Below are 21,346 nucleotides of genomic sequence, written 5' to 3' on the forward strand. Positions count from 1 at the left end.
TCATATAGCCATGAGTTCACCCCGATCGACCTTTTTTTGCCACGGCCGCACAGGGAGCAGATGATGAGCACGCTACGCACCACCATGCTTCTGGCCGCGATGACGGCGCTGTTCATGGGCGTCGGCTTTCTGATCGGCGGCACCGGCGGCATGATGATCGCCTTCCTGGTCGCCGCGGGCACCAATCTGTTCAGCTACTGGAATGCCGACAAGATGGTGCTGTCGATGAACCGCGCCGTCGAGGTCAACGCGAAGAACGCGCCCGAATTCCACGCCATCGTCGAGGCGTTGGCCAAGCAGGCCGGCCTGCCGATGCCCAAGACCTATCTGATCGACAATCCGCAGCCGAACGCCTTCGCCACCGGCCGCAATCCCGAGAACGCCGCGGTCGCGGCCTCGACCGGGCTGCTGGAGCGCCTGTCGCATGAGGAGGTGGCGGCAGTCATGGCGCATGAGCTGGCCCACATCCAGCATCGAGACACGCTGACCATGACCATTGTCGCGACACTCGCCGGCGCCATCTCGATGCTCGGCAATTTCGCCTTCTTCTTCGGCGGCAGCCGCGACAACAACAACCCGTTCGGCTTTGTCGGCGTGCTGGTGGCGATGCTGGTCGCGCCCTTCGCCGCCATGATCGTGCAGATGGCGGTCAGCCGCACCCGCGAATACGAGGCCGACCGGCGCGGCGCCGAAATCGTTGGAAATCCGCTTTGGCTGGCATCAGCGCTTGACAAGATCGCCCGCGGCGCCGAACGCATCCGCAACCCGGATGCCGAACGCAATCCCGCGACCGCGCATCTCTTCATCATTAATCCTCTTCACGGCGAGCGAATGGACAGCCTGTTTTCGACCCACCCGAACACCGACAACCGCATCGCCGCGCTGCAGGCGATGGCGCGCGACATGGCAGGCCGCCAGCCGGCGCCGCGCCAGGCGCCGACGCCAGAGCCGATCGAAGAATTGCCGGCCGATGCCGAGCAAGGTCCGTGGGGTAAGGCAGCACGCCCCACGCAGCCGACCAAACCGGCCAAGCCGAAAGCCAATCCGTGGGGCCGCAATCCGACCGGACCCAAAGGTCCGTGGTCGTGAGCGGCGCCAGATCCCGGCCCGCACATTCAGGCGATCGCGAAAACAGCTCGGACGAATTCGTCGCCGGCCTCGCCGCGCGCAAGGCCGCGGCGCGGCTGCTGGCCGCCGTTATCGACGCCAAAACGCCGCTCGACGGGCTGACGGACCACGAGAACGGCCATCCGCAATACAAGGTGCTCGACTTGCGCGACCGCGGCCTGGTGCGCGCCATACTGGTAACCGCGCTGCGCTACCGCATGACCATTGCCGGGCTCCTCGCCCGCCGCCTTGAAAAGCCGCTGCCGCCCAACGCCACAGCGCTGTCGCACATCCTGCATGTTGCGGCGGCGCAGATCCTGTTCCTCGACATCCCCGACAGCGCCGCCGTCGATTTGGCTGTGACCCACGCCAAGTCGGACCCACGCACGCAGCGCTTTTCCGGCCTCGTTAACGGCGTGCTGCGCACTTTGGTGCGGGCCAAGGAGACCGAACTGCCGGCAGCTCTTGCCGCCACCGACGAGGCGCCAAAATGGTTCTCCGACCGGCTGAAGGCCGCCTATGGCGCCGAGATGACCAGACAGATCCTGGCGGCGCATCGCGTTGAGGCGCCGGTCGATTTCACGGTCAAGGCCGATCCCGAACTGTGGGCCGAAAAGCTCGGCGGCATCGTGCTGCCGACCGGCACGGTGCGAGTGGAAAAGCTCAACGCCTCCGTCACCGAACTGCCGGGCTTCAGCGAAGGCGCATGGTGGGTCCAGGACGCCGCCGCCAGTTTTCCGGCGCGGCTGTTCGGCGATGTCAAAGGATTACGCGTCGCCGACCTCTGCGCCGCCCCCGGCGGCAAGACCGCTCAGCTGATCCTTGCCGGCGCCAAAGTCACCGCCGTGGACACCTCGAAGAACCGGCTGGCGCGGCTGACGCAGAACCTCGAACGGCTCGGGCTGTCCGCCGAGATCGTGCAGGCCGATCTGCTGAAATACCAGCCGGCGGAGCTTTTCGACGCCGTCCTGCTCGACGCGCCCTGCTCTTCCACCGGCACGGTTCGGCGCCACCCCGACGTGCCATGGACCAAGACGGCAGCCGACGTCGAAAAGCTAGCCGATCTGCAAGCAAAGCTGCTCGCCCGCGCCGTCACTTTGGTCAAACCGGGCGGTCGGATTGTTTTTTCCAACTGTTCGCTGGACCCAATCGAAGGCGAGGATCTGTATCGCGTCTTTCTGGCCGGCAACAAAACCGTCGCCGACGATCCACTGCAGCCCGGCGAAATCGCCGGCATCGACGCTTTCCTGACCCCGCAAGGCACGCTGCGCACCACACCCGCCGATCTTGACAGTGGTTCGCCAGGGGTTTCCGGCCTGGACGGCTTCTTCGCAGCCCGCATGCGACGTCTGGCCTGACTCCGACGCGACGACATGCCTAAAGCATGTCGTTCAGACTCCAGTGCTTCCCCCACCTTGCATCGATCTCATCATCCACATTCTGGTAGCGGATATCGGTGGAGAGCCGGATACGCCCCTCCGCACTCTGGTTGGTCGTCGAGGCGTGGATCATATAGGGCGAGTGGAGGACGACATCGCCGGCCTCGAAATCCGCGATCAGCCAGCGTGTATCGAACCGCTCCGCCATGTCGGGCAGGTCCTTCGACACCCAGCCGCCCTCGCTCATGTTCCTGTTGTAGGCGCTGATGCGCTCCTGCGGGCTCAGCCCGGCATTGTCCCTGGCGAACCGGGCTTCCATGTCGAGGCCGATGGCGTGCGATCCCTCGAGATAGACCAGGCCGCCCATGTCGACGGGAACGTCGCCGATCGGGATCCAGGCCGTGACGATGCGGCTGGTGCCGCCGCGAAGATAGACGAGATCGTAATGCGCCGGCGTCGCCACGGCGGTGCCCGGTTGGGTGAAGCGCATGATCTTGCGCTTGTGCAAATAGGACAGCCCGCCGACAAACCCATCCATCAGCCGCGCCATCCGGGGCTGTGCGCAAAACCCTTCATAGGCGGTGGAGCGAACCAGCGCCATCAACCGGCGATCGGCGAGCTGACGGTCGAACGTGCCGGCGGCCGCCGCCAGGCCAAGCGCGGGATCGGACCCGGGCTGCAGCAAGCCGGTGTCGGCCAGATACGAAAACACCCAGCCGCGAAAATCGATGACGTCGCGGCGCGGCAGCATACTTTTCAGCCAGACATAGCCTTGCTCGGCAAGGAGGCCGCGAATGGCATCGATGCCGACCCCGGCGTCGGTTGGCACGAGATGACCCAACCGGTTCGGCGCCATCGATAATGTCTTGCCGTTGGCGTTCAGATCGATTGACGCAACAGGAATCTGTCGTTGCGTGCCACCTGTTGAGCTTGACATTTCAGCCACCTGCGATTTTTCATCCTTAGCTGGAAATGTCATACTGTTCGCAGACTCGCCCATGGACAGAACGAAGCCATGGACTTTTCGCTCATGAACGATCTCTCTTACGCACTCTACAGATCCGCACCGGCCGCGGCCGGCGGCCTGTCGGTTACAGGGATTGGTCGGCATCGCGTCACTCAGGCGATCCAAGCGCGCAAATTGCCGGAATTCGCCGTGGTGCTGATTGAGAACGGTCAAGGCTGGCTTGAAACCAGGACTGCCGGCATGCAGACGATCCAAGCGCCGGCCCTGTTCTGGCTGCTTCCCGGGAGAATGCATTCCTACGGGCCGGACGCATCGGGCTGGCTCGAACGCTGGGCGCTCTTCGACGGGGCCTTGATACGCGATTTCACCCGGCTGCGGCTGATCGCCGAGGACGCCCCTGTCGTCCCCTTGCGCGACCTCGGCAAAATGCAGCGGCTGTTCGACAGGCTGCACGGTGAGCTGTCGCTCGATACGATGCTGAGCCAGGCAGAAGCCGCCGCCACGATGCATCGCATCGTCGTGCGTGCTGCCCGCCAGGCAATGGATTGGAACAACCGTCAACGAAATCCCGGCTTCCAGCATGCCGACATGCAGCCCATCATCGACGAATTGCGCCGCTGCGCGTGCGACCCGGTGGATCTCGATGCCTTCGCCGCGAAATTCTCGATGTCGCCGGCAACCTTGCGGCGCAGATTTGCGCGGGCAGCCGGCATGTCGCCCAAGGCCTTCCAACTGCGCACGAGGCTCGACCGCGCCAAACAGATGCTGGCCGCCTCCGATTCGCCCATCGAGTCCATTGCGGCCGCCGTCGGCATCCACGACGCCTTCTATTTCTCCCGTCTGTTTCGCGACCGCGAAAACTGTTCGCCCAGCGAATTTCGGTCTCGCCACAACCGCAAGTGAGTGCCGGATTGCCGGGCTTAAGCCCGCGAAGCGCTTGACTTTTTTCGGGGTGGGTCGGTGGCCGGCAGCGTGAGGCGCTTCACGTCGGCGGAATTCGACTTCGCATAAGTTCTTGAATCATATAAGCTTGTGCTGGGGTACCGGAACATGATGCCGAAAAGTGTGACGCGGTTTTCGGGCGACAGCATGCTCTATCTCCAGGCGACGAGGAGGGGTTTTGGCACTGGCTGCCGGCAGCACGACACGTCTGTGGACGCTTGTCGCTAAGGAGTTTTGGCGCAAGACGCGCCGGCGCCTTCGCGCGGGGCCAGTTTATCGCTGGCGCTATTCCGGGCGCACGCCCGAACGCGTCCTGATTGCACCGCCCGACCTCAGGCTCGCCGATCCGCAGATCGCGCTCGAGATCTACTATGGCCGCTATCCGCTGTCGGGACATCTGGTCGAGACCGGCGGCAAATCGCCATTCCAGATCGATGTCGCCAATCGCGGCTGGGTGAAGACGCTGCACGGCTTTCGCTGGCTGCGCCATATGCGCGCCGCCGGCACCGAGCTGGCCGCCGCCAATGCACGCGCGCTTGTCTCCGACTGGATCGCCATGCATGGCAACCAGATTTCCGGCATAGCCTGGGAGCCCGGCACCACCGCCAAGCGAGTCATTGCCTGGTTGCAACACTCCTCGGTTGTCCTACAAGGGGCCGAATTTCCGTTCTATCGCGCCTTCCTGAAATCGCTCGCCGTGCAGATCCGCTATCTCCGCTCGATGGCGCGCGAGATGCCGGACGGCAAGGACAGGCTGCGCGCTCGTATCGCGCTTGCCTTCGCCGCGCTGTCGCTGCCGGCGCCGGCCTCGGCACTGCGCGGCGCCACCCGCAACCTGGCGGAAGAACTCGACCGCCAGATCCTTCCCGATGGCGGCCATATTTCGCGCAACCCGATGGCGGTGCTCGAATTGCTCGCCGATCTCCTGCCGCTGCGTCAGACCTATGCCAACCAGGCCGAAACGCCACCGGCCGCCCTGATGGGCGCCATCGACCGCATGCTGCCGGCGCTGCGCTTCTTCCGCCATCAGGATGGCAGCCTCGCCCGCTTCAACGGCATGGGCGCCACCATCCACGACCGTATAGCCACCATCTTGCGCCACGACGACACCGCCGGCGCGCCGCTGCTGCACGCGCCGCATTCCGGCTATGAGCGCCTGTCGATGGGCGGCGTGACGGTGATTGCCGATACCGGCCCGTCGCCGGCCGTCGATGTGTCCAACGCCGCGCATGCCGGGTGCCTGGCCTTCGAACTCTCGTCCGGTCGCCAGCATTATATCGTCAATGCCGGCATCGACACCTATGGCGCTGCCGAGTTCCGGCCGCTGGCCCGTGCCACCGCGGCGCATTCGACCGCCACCATCAACGACACCTCGTCGGCGCGGTTTTCCCATTCGCTGCGCGTCAACGACCTGCTCGGCTCACCCTTGCTCGGCGGCCCGCAGCATGTGCCTTGCAAGCGCATCGACCAGAAGGGCACGCAAGGCTTCATCGCCCGCCATGACGGCTATATGCAGCGCTTTGGCTTCCTGCATGAGCGCGAGCTGAAACTGTCGAGCGAGGGCAATGTGCTCGCCGGCAGGGATCGCTTCCTCCGCCCGGGCGGTGCGGCGATCCGCAACAATGGCCGCGACTTCGTCGTGGTGCGCTTCCACATCCACCCTGATATCAACCTTTTGCAGGACGAGCATGACCGCCTGGTGCTGACCGCCGACCAGGCCGACACATGGGTGTTCACCTGCACCGAAGTGGTGCCGGAGGTCGAGGAATCGATCTATTTCGCCGGCCTTGGCGGCCCGCGCCGCAGCCGCCAGATCGTGCTCGCCTTCAAGGCCTCGGAGATCGCCGAGGTGCATTGGCAGCTCACGCGCACCGGCATCGCCGGCTATCCCGAGAACAGCTGAGCGTCGTTGCCGGCGCCGGCTTGATCGAGCTTCCGGCTTGATTTCCTGACCTCATGTGCTACGGCCCGGCAACGCTCTCCAATCAGCCCTGAAAGGCCGCCAGCCCATGGCCGTCGCCGCCAAGAACATTCCGGCACCCGACCTCCTTCCGGTCCGCCGCGCCCTGCTTTCCGTCTTCGACAAGACCGGCCTGACCGACTTCGCCAAAGGGCTGGTCGCGGCCGGCGTCGAGCTGGTCTCGACCGGAGGTACGGCAAAGGCGATCGCCGAGGCGGGGCTGGCGGTGCGTGACGTCTCGGAACTGACAGGCTTTCCCGAGATCATGGACGGCCGCGTCAAGACGCTGCACCCGTCGGTGCATGGCGCACTGCTCGGCGTGCGCGACGATCCCGAACACGCCAAGGCGATGCACGATCACGGCATCGAGCCGATCGATCTGCTCGTCTCCAATCTCTACCCGTTCGAGGAGGTCCGCCGCTCCGGCGCCGACTATGCCGCTGTTGTCGAGAACATCGACATTGGCGGCCCGGCGATGATCCGCGCCTCGGCCAAGAACCATGCCTATGTCGCCATCGTCACCGATCCCGGCGATTATGCCTCGGTGCTGAACGCGCTAGAGATGAACATCGGCTCGCTGTCGCTGGATTTCCGCCAGAAGCTGGCGGCAAAGGCCTTTGCCCGCACCGCCAGCTACGATGCGGCGATCTCCGGCTGGTTCGCCGAAACGCTGGAGATCGAGCATCCGACCTGGCGCGCCTTCGGGGGCAGGCTGGAAAGTGTCATGCGCTATGGCGAGAACCCGCATCAGAGCGCCGGCTTCTATGTCAATGGCGACAAGCGGCCGGGGGTCGCCACGGCTCGCCAGTTGCAGGGCAAGCAGCTGTCCTACAACAACATCAACGACACCGATGCCGCCTTCGAGCTGGTGGGCGAGTTCGACCCCAACCGCTGCGCCGCCGTTGCCATCATCAAGCACGCCAACCCGTGCGGCGTCGCCGAGGACGCTTCGCTGGCTGCTGCCTATGCGAGAGCGCTGGCCTGCGACCCGGTTTCGGCCTTTGGCGGTATCGTCGCCATGAACCGCATCCTCGATGCGGAAGCGGCGCAGGAGATCGTAAAAACCTTCACCGAGGTGATCATCGCGCCGAACGCGTCGGAGGACGCTGTCCGCATCATCGCCGCCAAAAAGAATTTGCGACTGCTGGTCACCGGCGGTCTGCCCGATCCGCACGCCGGCGGCATCACTGTGAAATCCGTCGCCGGCGGCATGCTCGTCCAGGGCCGCGACAACGCGGTGGTCGACGATCTCGAGCTCAAGGTGGTGACCAAGCGCGCACCGAGTGCGGCCGAGATGGCCGACCTCAAATTCGCTTTCCGCATCGCCAAGCACGTCAAGTCGAACGCCATCGTCTATGCAAAAGACGGCGCTACCGTCGGCATCGGCGCCGGCCAGATGAGCCGCGTCGATTCCTCGCGCATCGCCGCCCGCAAGGCCCTCGACGCGGCGGAAGCAGCTGGCCTCGCGGAGCCGTTGACCAAGGGCTCGGTGGTCGCCTCCGACGCTTTCTTCCCTTTCGCCGACGGGCTGATCTCAGCCATCGAAGCCGGCGCCACGGCGGTGATCCAGCCCGGCGGCTCGATGCGCGACGACGACGTTATCGCCGCTGCCGACGCGCATGGCATTGCTATGGTGTTTACCGGCGTGAGGCATTTCAGGCATTGAGCGCCTCTGCCTTTTCCCACAAGGGGAGAAGGAAAAGTGCGGCGCTATTCCACCGGCTGATCCGCCGGGTACGGCGTCCAGATCAATATCGCGATCCCAACGCCCAGGAACAGCACGATGGCCGCCATGCCGAGCCGCGCCGAGCCGCTGGCGAGCGTGATCGACGCCACCATGAACGGCGCCAGGAAACTCGTGGCCCTTCCGGCCAGCGCATAGATGCCGAAATAGCGGCCGGATTCGGCTGCGGTCACGCTGCGCGCCATGTAGGAGCGTGACGACGCCTGCACCGGTCCGAACGCCAGCCCGATTAACAGGCCATAGAAAATGTAGGCCTTTTCCGCCGCCGTGCCGAACAGGCCGCCACTATCGGCTCCCGGCATCATCCAGGCGCCGAACAATGTGTAGCCTGGCCCGGTCGAAACGATGCCGATGGTGGCGATGCTGAGCAGGACGAGCGAAATCATCACGATGGTCTTGGAGCCAAGCGCGGTGTCCAGCCATGCGGCAACCAGGCAGCCGACGATGGCGACGACGTTGAGGATAATGCCGAACATGCCGATCTCAGTGATCGACCAGTGGAACATCGCTGCCGCAAAGGTGCCGCCCAAAGCGAGCAGCGCATTGACGCCGTCCTGATAAATCATGCGGGCGACAAGGAAGCGGAAGATGCCTTTGCGCCGGCGCACTTCAGTCAGCGTCGACTTCAGTTCCGACAGCCCCTCGCGCACCGCGGGCCCGATCGGAATCCCCTTGATGGCGTCCGGCGTAAAGAAGAACATCGGCAGGATGAACAGGAAATACCAGCCGGCCGACAGCGGCCCGGTGGCGCGCGCGTCCTCGCCGAGTTTCGGGTCGAGCCCAAAGAGCGGGTCGATGCCGATGATCGTCTTGCCGGTCTCCGGCGAACCCGCAAGACAGGCGACAACAAAGATCAGCGCGATCATGCCGCCGAGATAACCAAGTCCCCAGGCAATGTTGGAGACGTGGCCGATCTCGCTCTTCGGCACCAGGCGCGGCATCATCGAATCGTTGAACACGGTCGAGAATTCCGCCGCGACCGAAGCGAGAGAAAAGAACAGCACCACCAGGAAAAGGTTCGAGCCGGGAGCGGCGAACCATAGCAGGCAAAGGCTGATGATCTTGATCGAGGCGAAGAACGCAATCCACGGCTTGCGCGGCCCGGTCTGGTCGGCAATCGAGCCGAGGATGGGAGACAGCACGGCAATGACCAGGCCCGCAACAGCGATGCCGTAGCCCCAGGCCGCCTGGCCTGAGACCGGATCGCTCGCCATGCGCGAGACGAAATAAGGCCCGAAGATGAAGGTGGTGACGACGGTGAAAAACGGCTGCGCCGCCCAGTCGAAGAACATCCATCCCCAGATGCCGTGCCCGGATGCCCGCTGCACTGTTTCTACCGCCGCCATGATGATTCCCCCGGGACACCGCGCTTGTCGGATGCCATGTCTGCATGTTTCGAATGCTCATGCAAACCGCCAAAGATTCGCGCTGCCCCTCACCTGCCTGCCAGCATCCTCTCCCCGAATAGTGACGGGGAGAGGGTTGCTCTCATCGATGATTTCGCTAGTCGCCAGCGTTGCAACAAGGGCGCCAAGGCTACGGCCCGCCCTTTCTCCTCGTCACTATACGGAGAGAAATGCCAGGCAGGGCAATGAGGGCGGCGCCGGCGTTTCGGAGATGTTCACATCCCCGTCAGATCGCTCATCAGCCCCGAAGCCACCGACAGCCTGGACACGGTGATATCCCCGCCTTCGGTCAGCGCCTGCAGCCGCTCGCGGATGCGCGCCACGCGCTCGCCTCCGGCTTCCAGCCAGGCCGCCACAGGATCCGCCGTCCCGGCATGGCCGGCGAGAGCCGCCACCGCAATGCCGCGCCGCGCCGCGCCGATCGTGTCGGTGGCGCGCGACAGCGCCAGCTGGTCGTAATAGTCCGACGGCGTGATTGAACGCGCCGCCTCTTCGACGCGCGGAATGCGGAAGGCATCGCTGACGGCGAAGAATGCCTTGGCCGAGGCGACGACGTCGGCATTGGCCGTGCGCGCCGTCAGTGCGATGTCGGGGATCAGTCCCGCCACATCGGCCATTGCCAGCTGCCCGGCGAGCTTTTCGGGGGCGCCGGCCTTGAACAGGCCATACCGCCTCTCCTCGACCCGCTCGCGCGAGAAGGCCGGTAGCAGCGAGAGCAGCTTCGGCTCCAGCGCCATGCGCGCCTCTTGCAGTTCGGCAATGCGCTGGCCGAGCGCTGCGGTGCCGGCATCGTTCTTCAGATACCAGCCGCTGGTCACGAAGATAAGCCGGCTGACGGACTGGTAGAGATCGAGCTGCGCCTGGCCGTCGATGTGGCTGTCCAGCGCATCGATCTCCTGATAGAGCGCCGGCAACGCGAAGCCGTCGCGCACCACGGCGAAGGTGCGCACCACGTCGGCCGCGCTGCGCCCCGTGGCTTCCTGCAGCCGGTTGACGAATGACGGTCCGCCGCGATTGACGAGATCGTTGGCGACGACGCGGGCGATGATTTCGCGGCGCAGCCGGTGGCCATGGATCTCGGCCGCATATTTCTTCGCCATCCGGTCAGGGAAATAGCCCATCAGATCGCGGTCGAAATGCGCGTCGTCAGGCACGTCGCTGGCGACGATGTCGGAAAACAGCACGATCTTGGCATAGGCGAGCAGCACGCCAAGCTCCGCCCGGGTCAGCGGCTCGCCACGCGCCTCGCGCTCGGCAAGGGCGGCCGGCGACGGCAGCGTCTCGACAGCGCGGTCGAGCAGGCCCCGAGCCTCCAGCGCCGCCATGAACCGGCTCTGGTGCGCGATGTCGGCAAGGCCGCGCTTGCGGGCGATGGAAAGCGCCAGCGTCTGTTCGTAATTGTTGGACAGCACGAGGCCGGCGACCTCGTCGGTCATCTCGGCCAGCAGCTTGTTGCGCGCCGGCCGGGTCAGCGATCCCTTGCGCATGGCGGACGCCAGCGCGATCTTGATGTTGACCTCGACGTCGGAGCAGTTGACGCCGCCGGAATTGTCGATGGCATCGGAGTTGCAGCGACCGCCATTCATGCCGAATTCGATGCGGGCACGCTGCGTGACGCCGAGATTGGCGCCCTCGCCGATCACTTTGGCCCGGACATCGAGCGCGGTGATGCGGATGGCGTCATTGGCGCGGTCGCCGACTTCGGCATTGGTTTCGCCCGAGGCCCGTAAATACGTGCCGATGCCGCCGAACCACAGAAGGTCGACGTTCGCCTTGAGGATGGCGGTCATGATCTCGGCCGGTGTCGCGGTGGTCTTGGCGAGGCCAATCGCCGCCGCCGCTGCCGCAGGCAGCGTGATCGACTTCTGGCTGCGCGAGACGATGACGCCGCCTTCCGACAGCTTGGTCTTGTCGTAGTCCTGCCAGGACGAACGCGGCAGCGCGAACATGCGCTCGCGCTCGGCCATCGACGCCACCCTGTCCGGATCGGGATCGATGAAGATGTCGCGATGGTCGAAGGCGGCGATCAGCCTGGTCTGCGGCGACAAGAGCATGCCGTTGCCGAACACGTCGCCCGACATGTCGCCGACGCCGACGACGGTGAAGGGGGTGGTCTGGATGTCGCGGTTGATCTCGCGGAAATGCCGCTTGACCGCTTCCCAGGCGCCTTTGGCGGTGATGCCCATCTTCTTGTGGTCGTAACCGGCCGAGCCGCCGCTGGCGAAGGCATCGTCGAGCCAGAAACCGTGTTTCTCCGAAATGGCATTGGCGGTGTCGGAGAAGGTTGCCGTGCCCTTGTCGGCGGCGACGACAAAGTAGGGGTCGTCAGGATCGCGCCTGATGACGCCGGCTGGGGGTATGACGCCGTCGAGGCCGATATTGTCGGTGATCGAAAGCAGGCTTGAAACGAAATTCTTGTAGGCCGAGGTGCCGGCCTCGAAGATGGCGTCGCGGCCGGCGCTCATCGGCAGCTTCTTCGGATAGAAGCCGCCCTTGGCGCCGACCGGCACGATGACGGCATTCTTGACCTGCTGCGCCTTGACCAGGCCGAGCACCTCGGTGCGGTAATCCTGGGCGCGGTCCGACCAGCGCAGGCCGCCGCGCGCAACCGGGCCGAAGCGCAGATGCACGCCTTCGACCTCGGAACCGTAGACGAAGATCTCGCGCCACGGCCGCGGCGCCGGCAATCCTTCGACCGCTTGCGAGTCCAGCTTGATCGCCAGTGACTGGCCCCGCGCCTTCGTTCCCGCAACGAAATGATTGGTGCGCAACGAGGCTTCGATCAGGTTGAGATAGCGGCGGATGATGGTGTCGTCATCGATGTTGGGGACTTCCTCCAGCGCGTCCTTGATCTTGGCCTTGAGGTGCTTGGCGGCGACGACGCCTTCCGTCTCGGCGGTCGGGCCGAGACGAGCGACGAACAGTGCATGCAGGCCGCGCGCAATGTCGGGATAGCGGTTGAGCGCGGCCGCGATGAAATCCTGGCTCTGCGGGATACCGGCTTGCTGCAGGTAGCGGCCATAGGCGCGCAGAATGCTGACTTCGCCCGACCACAGGCCGGCGGTCTGGGCAAGCCCGTTATAGCTGTCATTGTCGATGTCGCCGCGCCAGACCGACAGGAACGCGTCCTCGAACAGCGCGCCGCCATCGCTGAGGTCGATCGGCTTGCCGTAGCTGTTCTCCAGTTCCATGTCGTGGACGAAGACGGTGTCGCCGCCGTCCTCGCCAACTTCGAAGGTGCGCTCGCTGATGACGCGGAAGCCGATGTTTTCCAGCACCGGCACGCGACGCGACAACGCTACCGGGCTGCCGTGGTGGTAGATCTTCAGCGCTGCCTGATGCGGTTTCTGCTCGGCATGGCGGTAATAGTCGATGGCGATCGGGTTGGCGGTGCTGATGCCGGCGATGCGCCCCGCATCCTTCAGCGCGATGGCCGCGCTGAAGGAATCGCGATAGCTCTCAGGCAGACGCGCGGCGATCGCCTTCAGCGATGGATCGCCGCCGACGGCTTCCGCGGCTTCGGCCAGCGCGTCGTCCCAGGTTCGCACGATATCGCGGATCGCCGCTTCGATCGCCGCCTGCTCGACCTTCGGCGTCTTGCCGCCCGAGCGGCCGATGATGAAATGCACACGCGCCAGCCCGCCCTCCGGAAACGCCGGATAATAAGCCGACAAACGGCCCTCGAAGACGGTCTTGAGATAGGTGCCGATCTTCTCGCGCACGACGCTGTCATAGCGGTCGCGCGGCACGAAGACGAGGATCGACACGAAGCGGTCGAACTGGTCGGCGCGCACCAGCGCCCGCACCCGCGGCCGCTCGACCAGGCCGAGAATGGCCGCGGCGTGCTTCTTCAGGATCGGCACCGGCACCTGGAACAGTTCGTCGCGCGGATAGCTCTCCAGAACGTTGATCAGTGCCTTGCCGGAATGGTCGTGCCGGTCGAAGCCGGACTTGGCGATGATGGTCTCGGCCTTTGACCTCAGATACGGGATTTTCATCACCGAGCGCGTGTAGGCAGTCGAGGTGAACAGGCCGACCATGCGCAACTCGCCGGCAAGCGTGCCCTTGGCGGTGTAGGTTTTGACGCCGATATAATCGAGATAAATGCGGCGGTGCACCAGCGACTTGGCGTTGGCCTTGGTGACGATCAGCGGCTCCGGCCCATGCAGGAAGGCGCGGATTTCGGGCGTCGTCGTCACCGCCTCGGTGCCGCGCCGGAGCACCAGCACATCCGGGTCGGCGAGGATGCCGAGACCGGGTTTGTCGGCGCGCTCCAGATTGCCGCTCTCCGCGCCGCCGGAATATTTGAACTCGCGCATGCCAAGGAAAGTGAAATTGTCGTCGCGCAGCCATTCAAGGAAGGCGATGGCCTCGGCAACGCTCTTCTTGTCGAGCGGCACGGCGGAATAGCGGAATTCGGAAATCGCCTGGTCGAGACGGGCGAGCATCGGCTTCCAGTCGCTGACGGCGGCGCGCACCTGGTTGAGCATCTTGCGCAGGCGGTCGGCCAGCGCGTCGGCCTGCTCCGCCGTCAGGCGCGGAATATGGACATGGACGACGCTCAGGCGGTCGTGATTGCCATCGTCCTTGAGGGCGCTGCCGTCGCCGAGGATCTCGTCGACGCCGGCCTTGCCGTGACGCACGACGATGACCGGATGGGTGACCAAAGTCGGTTCGCCGGCAGTTTCTGTGATCTCGCCGAGGATCGAATCGAACAGGAACGGCATGTTGTCGTTGACGACTGTGATGATCGTCATCGGGCGGCCCTCGCGGGAGACGCCCGACCCGGCATCGACGGCGACGACACTTTGGCCCTTCTTGTGGGCGGCGACCGCACGTCCTGCCAGGTCGGCGGCGCGCTCCAGGTCGGCGGCGTCATAGGCGGCAATGTCTTCGGCCGGCGCGCGGGCCAGCAGATAGTCGGCGAGCCTGGCCGGCTTCCCGTCGGGTTTCACCCCGGCAGTGGCTGTTTTCTTCGGCTTAGCTGCGGATTTCACGCTCGCCATGTTGTCCTCCCGTCACATGCTTTTACGACTATGGTAGCAGATGACCGCTGTTTGGCGACAAAGGTTTGACGGCTCGATAAGAATTACAGGAATTCGACGGTCAGGCGGCGGTGAACCAGGAGGGAGACCCCATGTCCGGCAAAATCAGCGCACTTGACCTCGGTATCGCGGAACTGAGCGAGGCGACAAAAGCCTATTTCGCCAAATGCGAGGAAAAGCTCGGCCTGGTTCCCAACGTGCTTCTTGCCTATGCCTTCGACGAGAAGAAGCTGCGCGCCTTTACCGACACCTACAATGATCTGATGCTGGGTGAATCCGGCCTGTCGAAGCTGGAACGGGAGATGATCGCGGTCGTCGTTTCCTCGATCAATCACTGCTATTATTGCCTGGCCGCGCATGGCGCGGCGGTGCGCCAGCTCTCCGGCGATCCGGCTTTCGGCGAGATGATGGTGATGAACTTCCGCGCTGCCAAACTTTCACCGAAACAGACGGCAATGCTCGAATTCGCCGTCAAGCTGACGGAAGAGCCGGCAAAGATCGTCGAGGCGGACAGGGAAGCACTGCGCAACGCCGGCTTCACCAACCGCGACATCTGGGACATCGCCTCGACCGCCGCCTTCTTCAACATGTCGAACCGCGTGGCGGCGGCCATCGACATGCGGCCGAACGACGAATACCACGCCATGGCGAGGTGAAAGTTTCCTTCTCCTCGTAGGAGAGGTCAACGCGCCGCGATGGCCCCGGCAGCGCCGGCCATCGTCGTGGCGCTGATTCGGTTGGCGATCTTCATGGCGCGCCTGCTTTTGAGCAGCTTGCGCGCCTGTGAGGCCGCGACGACCCAGGCGAGATCGATGGCGATCAGAACCACCGCCATCGTCGCCGTCAGTTCGACCCAGCCGATGACACTCACCGAAGCGAGGTCGATGATCGTCGGCAGCAGCGCCAGATAGAACATCATGATCTTGGGATTGCCGAGCGTCACCGCCATGCCGGCAAAGAACAGTTTTGCCGGCGAATCCTCGCGCGGCATCTCGCCTTCTTTTGCGTCGACAGGTGCGGTCCACATCTTGAAGGCGAGGTAGGCGAGGTAAGCGACGCCGATCCATTTCACGACGACGAAGGCGAAATGGAAGGTCTGCGCCACGACCGCCAGCCCGAACACCGCCAGCGACAGCCAGATGGCCTCGCCGATCCACATGGCGAGCAGGAACGGAAACACGTCACGAAAGCCCTTTGAGATGACGCGGGCAACCAGTGCCGCGATCGATGGGCCGGGCGAGCCGGCGGCAACGAAGAGAGCGGCGGCGAAGATCAGCAGCGAGGTGAGGTGCATGGCGGAGCCTTCGAGCGTTGGATGGCAAATGATATCCGATCGGCGTCAATTTGGCACCCCTCTGCCTGATGGGCCAACGAACGCGACACATTTCGGAGATCGGACTTGCCCGTGCCAGCGGTTTGAGAAAGGATCGCGGCCGTGAAATCAATCGTCATCCACGCCGCAAAAGACCTGCGCATCGAAGAGACCGATTCGGGCGCGCCTGGCGCCGGACAGGTCGAAATATCGGTCGAGGCCGGCGGCATCTGCGGCTCGGACCTGCACTATTACAATCATGGCGGCTTCGGCGTGGTGCGCCTGCGCGAGCCGATGATCCTCGGACATGAGGTCGCCGGCACGGTGAAGGTGCTTGGCGCCGGCGTCTCCAGCCTCGCTGTCGGCGACCGCGTCGCGATTTCGCCCAGCCGGCCCTGCAATGCGTGCCGGTACTGCCTGCAGGGCGTGCAGAACCAATGCCTCAACATGCGATTCTACGGCAGCGCTATGCCGATGCCACATATACAGGGCGCCTTCCGCCAGTGCCTCGTCGCCGAGGCCTGGCAGTGCCACAAGATCGCCGACCATGTCTCCATCAACGAAGCCGCCTTTGCCGAGCCGTTCGCGGTAACGCTGCATGCCGTCAACCGCGCCGGCTCGCTGCTCGGCAAGCGGGTCTTGGTCACCGGCTGCGGACCGATCGGTGCGCTCAGCATCCTTGCCGCACGTGTCCACGGCGCGCGTGAGATCGTCGTCACCGATGTCATGGACGCGGTTCTGGCCAAGGCCAACGAGATCGGCGCCGACCGCACCATCAATGTCGCCACAGATGCCGACAAGCTCGCTGGCTACAATGTCGAGAAGGGCAGTTTCGACGTCATGTTCGAATGCTCCGGCAATGAGCGCGCGGTGCGAGCCGGGCTCGATGTGCTGAAGCCGCGCGGGGTGCTCGTGCAGCTCGGCCTAGGCGGCGACATGTCGCTGCCTCAGAATCTCATCGTCGCCAAGGAGATCGAAATGCGCGGCTCCTTCCGTTTCCACGACGAGTTCGCGCTGGCCGTCGATCTGATCAACAACCGTCGCGTCGACGTTAAGCCGCTGCTGACCGGCATCTATCCAATGGACGAGGCGGTTGCGGCCTTTGAGATCGCCGGCGACCGCAACAAATCGATGAAGGTACAGATCGCCTTCGCCTGAGCAGGGCGAGACACTATGAACCTTGCCCGCTCGGCATCTTGCCGCTAGAAGAACCCTCCCGACATTCATTTCGAGCTTCATTTTGCCCCAGTAACCGCCGGTCTCGCCAACTCCCCTGATCACGCTTGGCAGGGCGCCGCATTAAGCGGTGCCTGCTCCATTTCACGTGTTCCTCAGGCGGCGGTTCGAGACCGGTTTGGCACTGCTGAACCGTTGTCGCGCGCTTTGCCGCCCGTGACAGCTGATTTCCGACATAGCTAGCTCTCGCCACGCCGTGCCCGCATGGGCATCTCGCCATTGCCGACCTGAAGAACTTCCACACTGGAAGGTCTTCCGGCTTGTCCCAACATCTCGCTATCCACGGTAGTGTGCTGAGAGTTCTGCAAATTCGCTGAGAGGGGGCGGTCATGGCAGGCTGGTGATTGTTCACGTCACCTGATTCCCGCGAAGGAACGCCACCATGACCAAGACTGAAGTTAAGACCGCCAGCGCTGCCGTCAAAGACATTTTGCTTTCGAACCCGGATGGATTGCACGAAGTGCTCCGTGCGGTGATGCAGGAGGTGCTTGAGGCCGAGATGGACGAGGCGCTGGGTGCCTCGAAGAGCGAGCGCACGCCCGAACGGCTTGGCTATCGCTCGGGCTATTACGGCCGCACCCTTGTGACGCGGGTCGGCAAGCTCGAGCTGCGGGTTCCGCAGGACCGGGCCGGGCGCTTCTCCACCGAGCTGTTCGAGCGCTACCAGCGTTCCGAGCGGGCCTTGGTGGCGACACTGGCCGAGATGTATGTGCAGGGCGTGTCGACCCGCAAGGTGAAGGCGATCACGGAAGAACTGTGCGGCCATGCCTTCTCGGCCTCGTCGATCTCGGCCATCAACAAGCGGCTGGACGAGAGCCTCGCTGCCTTTGCCAGGCGCCCCCTTCAAGAGCCGTTTCCTTACCTCATCCTCGATGCGCGCTACGAGAAGGTGCGTGAAGCCGGTGTTGTCATGAGCCAGGCGGTGCTGATAGCGGTCGGTATCGACTGGGACGGAAGGCGCCAGATCCTGGCCGTGGAGATGGCCAATCGCGAGAGCCGCTCGGCCTGGAGGGACTTCCTCGTCGGCCTCAAGGCGCGCGGCCTCAAGGGCGTCGAGTTGGTTGTGTCCGACGATCACGCCGGCCTGGTGGCAGCGATCGGCGAGGTGATCCCCGAAGCCGCCTGGCAACGCTGCTACGTGCACTTCCTCAGGAACGCGCTCGATCATCTGCCGAGGAAGCACGGCGACGACTGCCTGCAGGAATTGCGCTGGCTCTACGACCGGCGCGATCTCGCAGAGGCCAGGGCTGATCTTGCCGCATGGCTTGCCAAATGGTCGGCACGCTATCCGCGCCTGACAGGCTGGGCCGAGGATGCCATCGAACAAACCCTGACCTTCTTCAGGCTGCCCAGACAGCACCACAAGCATCTCAAATCCACCAACATGCTGGAGCGGCTCAACGAGGAAATCCGCCGGCGCACCTATGTCGTGCGCATCTTCCCCAATACCGAAAGCTGCCTGCGCCTGGTCAGGGCGTTGGCCGTCGAGACCAATGAAAACTGGATGGAGGCCAACCGATACATCAATATGGACGACCTGCGCGAGCACAAGAAGCTCGCTCTGCGCCAAGCCGCATGACCAGCATCATGGCCGCCCCATTTTGCAGAACTTGACGCACACAACCCTATCCACTGGGCAATCACGCCCGAAATCGCGCCTCGACCCCTGGTCCACTGCAACCGCTGCAGCGCCGTGAAAGCCTATCGCTCCAGCGACAAATTCCGCGTCAACGCCAATGGCAAACGCATTGATGTCTGGTTGATCTATCGCTGCATCGACTGCGACAATTCGTGGAATTTCGGCATTTTCGAACGCTGCAACCGCCGCGACATCGAACCCGCGCTGCTGGCAGCGCTCGAAAGCAACGATCCGGCCCTCGCCCGCCGCCATGCCTTCGATGTCGTGGCTTTGCGAAACCGGGTCGGCCGCGTCGAGGAGTTTCCCGATGTCGCCGTTCACAAACACCGGCTCGGCGGCGAAGGCCGACCCGCAGCCGCGCTTGAAATCAGGCTTGGGCTGGAAATGCCGACATCGCTGCGGCTCGACCGTCTGATCGCCGGCGAACTCGGCATCTCCCGATCAAGGCTTCAGGCGCTGGAGGAGAAACGATTGCTGGTTGTTGTTCCCGAAGGCGCCAGGGCTTTGCACAAGCCGGCCCGCGACGGCACGGCGATTCGCATTGACCTGGCCGACGAGCCGGATCGTGAAGCCATAATTTCGGCTGCCGTGGGTGAATGACAAGAGGGGCGAAGCACCGGTGCTTCGCCCCTCTCGAATTTAGACAATCAGACGATTACGCCGCGCCCACAACCTTGGCCGACTTCTCGAAGCGCTTGCGCTCGTTCGGGTCGAGATAGAGCTTGCGCAGGCGGATGGTCTTCGGCGTCACCTCGACCAGCTCGTCGTCCTGGATCCAGGCCAGCGCGCGCTCCAGCGTCATGCGGATCGGCGGCGTCAGCTTCACCGCCTCGTCCTTGCCGGCGGCGCGGATGTTGGTCAGCTTCTTGCCCTTCAGCACGTTCACTTCGAGGTCGTTGTCACGGCTATGGATGCCGATGATCATGCCCTGATAGACCTTGACGCCCGGGTCGATGACCATCGGGCCGCGGTCTTCGAGGTTCCACATGGCATAGGCCACTGCCTCGCCCTGTTCGTTGGAGATCAGCACGCCGTTGGTGCGGCCCGGCAGTTCGCCCTTGTAGGGCTGGTAGGCGTGGAACAGCCGGTTCATCACGGCGGTGCCGCGCGTGTCGGTCAACAGTTCCGACTGGTAGCCGATCAGTCCGCGCGTCGGCGCGTGGAAGACGATGCGCTGACGGTTGCCGCCCGAAGGCCGCAGCTCGACCATCTCGGCCTTGCGCTCCGACATCTTCTGCACGACGATGCCGGCGTGCTCCTCGTCGACGTCGATGACGACTTCCTCGACCGGCTCCAGCAATTCACCGTTCTCGCCCTTCTGCATGACGACGCGCGGACGCGACACGGCGATTTCAAAGCCTTCGCGGCGCATCGTCTCGATCAGCACGGCCAATTGCAATTCGCCACGGCCGGAAACGAAGAACGAATCCTTGTCAGGCGATTCCTCGATCTTGAGCGCGACATTGCCTTCGGCTTCGCGCAGCAGGCGGTCGCGGATGACGCGGCTGGTCACCTTGTCGCCTTCAGTGCCGGCGAGCGGCGAATCGTTGACCAGGAAAGACATGGTCACGGTTGGCGGATCGATCGGTTGCGCATGCAACGCCTCGGTCACCGCCAGGTCGCAGAACGTGTCGGCGACGGTGCCTTTGGACAGGCCGGCAATGGCGACGATGTCACCCGCCTGCGCCTCTTCGATCGGCTGGCGCTCGAGGCCACGGAACGCGAGAATCTTGGAGATGCGCCCGGTTTCGATCTGCGTGCCGTCATGGTGGAGCACCTTGACCGCCTGGTTGGACTTCAGCGTGCCGCTCTCGATACGGCCGGTAATGATGCGGCCGAGGAACGGATTGGCTTCCAGGATGGTGCCGATCATGCGGAACGGGCCGGGATGAACGGTCGGCTCCGGCACATGCTTGATGACGAGGTCGAACAGCGGCGCCAGGCCCTGGTCCTTCGGGCCTTCCGGATTTTCCGAGACCCAGCCATCGCGGCCAGAACCGTAGAGGATCGGGAAGTCGAGCTGCTCGTCGGTGGCGTCGAGGGCGGCAAACAGGTCGAACACCTCGTTGACCACTTCGACGTGGCGGGCGTCCGGACGGTCGATCTTGTTGATGACGACGATCGGCTTCAGGCCGACCTTGAGCGCCTTGCCGACGACGAACTTGGTCTGCGGCATCGGGCCTTCGGCGGCATCGACCAGCACAATGGCCGAATCCACCATCGACAGGATGCGCTCGACTTCACCGCCGAAATCGGCGTGGCCGGGGGTGTCGACGATGTTGATGCGGGTGTCCTTCCAGTCGACCGAGGTCGCCTTGGCCAGGATGGTGATGCCGCGTTCCTTTTCGAGGTCGTTGGAATCCATGGCGCGCTCGGCGACGCGCTGATTGTCGCGGAAGGAGCCGGATTGCCGAAGCAATTGGTCGACGAGGGTGGTTTTTCCATGGTCGACGTGCGCGATGATCGCGATATTACGAATTTTCATTTTGTGGTCTCGGGAGCGTTGCAGGCAGCAGGCCAGAAGGCGCCGCCTCTTTCGGTTGCGCGGCTCATACAGGGTTTTTCGCAATTGCGAAAGAGGAGGCGCACCACCAAATACTCATCAAATC

The 21,346-nt window shown here is 64.1% G+C and carries 14 protein-coding genes; 9 read left to right on the top strand and 5 right to left on the bottom strand.

All coding sequences use genetic code 11. The features are described 5' to 3' along the window. The first annotated feature begins 63 nt into the window (after positions 1-63). Both htpX and ACYG9Z_RS12505 read left to right on the top strand, forming a co-directional pair. Positions 64-1,089: a zinc metalloprotease HtpX gene (htpX, locus tag ACYG9Z_RS12500; RefSeq protein WP_023700198.1), complete on the top strand. Its 1,026-nt coding sequence runs from the start codon at positions 64-66 to the stop codon at positions 1,087-1,089. Continuing rightward, positions 1,080-2,465: an RsmB/NOP family class I SAM-dependent RNA methyltransferase gene (locus ACYG9Z_RS12505; protein WP_023712036.1), complete on the top strand. Its 1,386-nt coding sequence runs from the start codon at positions 1,080-1,082 to the stop codon at positions 2,463-2,465. Before htpX ends, ACYG9Z_RS12505 begins: the two co-directional genes overlap by 10 nt. 19 nt (positions 2,466-2,484) lie before the next feature. Here the strand turns inward: ACYG9Z_RS12505 and ACYG9Z_RS12510 are convergent, their stop codons facing one another. Then, a complete protein-coding gene (locus tag ACYG9Z_RS12510; RefSeq protein WP_460222900.1) occupies positions 2,485-3,342 on the bottom strand; it encodes a phytanoyl-CoA dioxygenase family protein in 858 nt (285 codons plus the stop codon). A 159-nt stretch (positions 3,343-3,501) separates the two neighbouring features. Between ACYG9Z_RS12510 and ACYG9Z_RS12515 the strand changes: the two genes are divergently transcribed. From ACYG9Z_RS12515 to purH, 3 genes are all read left to right on the top strand, one after another. Then, on the top strand, positions 3,502-4,356 hold the full coding sequence (locus ACYG9Z_RS12515; RefSeq protein ID WP_023835206.1) for a helix-turn-helix transcriptional regulator: 855 nt from the start codon (positions 3,502-3,504) through the stop codon (positions 4,354-4,356). Between the two features lie 217 nt (positions 4,357-4,573). Next, on the top strand, positions 4,574-6,298 hold the full coding sequence (locus ACYG9Z_RS12520; protein WP_023693200.1) for a heparinase II/III family protein: 1,725 nt from the start codon (positions 4,574-4,576) through the stop codon (positions 6,296-6,298). Between the two features lie 106 nt (positions 6,299-6,404). Continuing rightward, positions 6,405-8,021: a bifunctional phosphoribosylaminoimidazolecarboxamide formyltransferase/IMP cyclohydrolase gene (gene purH / locus ACYG9Z_RS12525; RefSeq protein WP_023752666.1), complete on the top strand. Its 1,617-nt coding sequence runs from the start codon at positions 6,405-6,407 to the stop codon at positions 8,019-8,021. Between the two features lie 44 nt (positions 8,022-8,065). Here purH and ACYG9Z_RS12530 read toward each other — a convergent pair whose 3' ends face one another. Further along, complete coding sequence (locus ACYG9Z_RS12530) at positions 8,066-9,445, bottom strand: MFS transporter (protein ID WP_023750353.1); 1,380 nt, start codon at positions 9,443-9,445, stop codon at positions 8,066-8,068. A gap of 275 nt (positions 9,446-9,720) precedes the next feature. After that, entirely contained in the window at positions 9,721-14,511 is a 4,791-nt protein-coding gene (locus ACYG9Z_RS12535) for an NAD-glutamate dehydrogenase (RefSeq protein ID WP_023752667.1), read from the bottom strand. Positions 14,512-14,642: 131 nt separating this feature from the next. Here ACYG9Z_RS12535 and ACYG9Z_RS12540 point away from each other — a divergent pair, with 131 nt between their 5' ends. Next, complete coding sequence (locus ACYG9Z_RS12540; RefSeq protein WP_023752668.1) at positions 14,643-15,206, top strand: peroxidase-related enzyme; 564 nt, start codon at positions 14,643-14,645, stop codon at positions 15,204-15,206. Between the two features lie 26 nt (positions 15,207-15,232). Here ACYG9Z_RS12540 and ACYG9Z_RS12545 read toward each other — a convergent pair whose 3' ends face one another. After that, on the bottom strand, positions 15,233-15,844 hold the full coding sequence (locus ACYG9Z_RS12545) for a LysE family translocator (RefSeq protein ID WP_023681421.1): 612 nt from the start codon (positions 15,842-15,844) through the stop codon (positions 15,233-15,235). A gap of 141 nt (positions 15,845-15,985) precedes the next feature. Between ACYG9Z_RS12545 and ACYG9Z_RS12550 the strand changes: the two genes are divergently transcribed. The 3 genes from ACYG9Z_RS12550 (at position 15,986) to ACYG9Z_RS12560 (ending at position 19,337) form a co-directional block, all read left to right on the top strand. Continuing rightward, a complete protein-coding gene (locus tag ACYG9Z_RS12550) occupies positions 15,986-17,020 on the top strand; it encodes an L-idonate 5-dehydrogenase (RefSeq protein WP_023752669.1) in 1,035 nt (344 codons plus the stop codon). A gap of 460 nt (positions 17,021-17,480) precedes the next feature. After that, on the top strand, positions 17,481-18,677 hold the full coding sequence (locus tag ACYG9Z_RS12555; RefSeq protein WP_286456782.1) for an IS256 family transposase: 1,197 nt from the start codon (positions 17,481-17,483) through the stop codon (positions 18,675-18,677). Positions 18,678-18,725: 48 nt separating this feature from the next. Then, positions 18,726-19,337, top strand: coding sequence for a DUF1062 domain-containing protein (locus ACYG9Z_RS12560; protein ID WP_031244298.1), 612 nt, complete (start codon positions 18,726-18,728; stop codon positions 19,335-19,337). Positions 19,338-19,392: 55 nt separating this feature from the next. Here the strand turns inward: ACYG9Z_RS12560 and typA are convergent, their stop codons facing one another. Beyond that, positions 19,393-21,222, bottom strand: coding sequence for a translational GTPase TypA (gene typA / locus ACYG9Z_RS12565; RefSeq protein WP_023681424.1), 1,830 nt, complete (start codon positions 21,220-21,222; stop codon positions 19,393-19,395). Positions 21,223-21,346: the final 124 nt, after the last annotated feature.

The organism is Mesorhizobium sp. RSR380A (genome assembly GCF_054719385.1).

What these genes read in the sequence shown, in the direction of transcription:
- ACYG9Z_RS12530 (WP_023750353.1), bottom strand. Translation starts at nt 9,445, where the DNA reads ATGGCGGCGGTAGAAACAGTGCAGCGGGCATCCGGGCACGGCATCTGG.
- ACYG9Z_RS12545 (WP_023681421.1), bottom strand. Translation starts at nt 15,844, where the DNA reads ATGCACCTCACCTCGCTGCTGATCTTCGCCGCCGCTCTCTTCGTTGCC.
- ACYG9Z_RS12540 (WP_023752668.1), top strand. Translation starts at nt 14,643, where the DNA reads ATGTCCGGCAAAATCAGCGCACTTGACCTCGGTATCGCGGAACTGAGC.
- ACYG9Z_RS12515 (WP_023835206.1), top strand. Translation starts at nt 3,502, where the DNA reads ATGGACTTTTCGCTCATGAACGATCTCTCTTACGCACTCTACAGATCC.
- ACYG9Z_RS12555 (WP_286456782.1), top strand. Translation starts at nt 17,481, where the DNA reads ATGACCAAGACTGAAGTTAAGACCGCCAGCGCTGCCGTCAAAGACATT.
- ACYG9Z_RS12510 (WP_460222900.1), bottom strand. Translation starts at nt 3,342, where the DNA reads ATGGCGCCGAACCGGTTGGGTCATCTCGTGCCAACCGACGCCGGGGTC.
- ACYG9Z_RS12535 (WP_023752667.1), bottom strand. Translation starts at nt 14,511, where the DNA reads ATGGCGAGCGTGAAATCCGCAGCTAAGCCGAAGAAAACAGCCACTGCC.
- typA (WP_023681424.1), bottom strand. Translation starts at nt 21,222, where the DNA reads ATGAAAATTCGTAATATCGCGATCATCGCGCACGTCGACCATGGAAAA.
- htpX (WP_023700198.1), top strand. Translation starts at nt 64, where the DNA reads ATGAGCACGCTACGCACCACCATGCTTCTGGCCGCGATGACGGCGCTG.
- purH (WP_023752666.1), top strand. Translation starts at nt 6,405, where the DNA reads ATGGCCGTCGCCGCCAAGAACATTCCGGCACCCGACCTCCTTCCGGTC.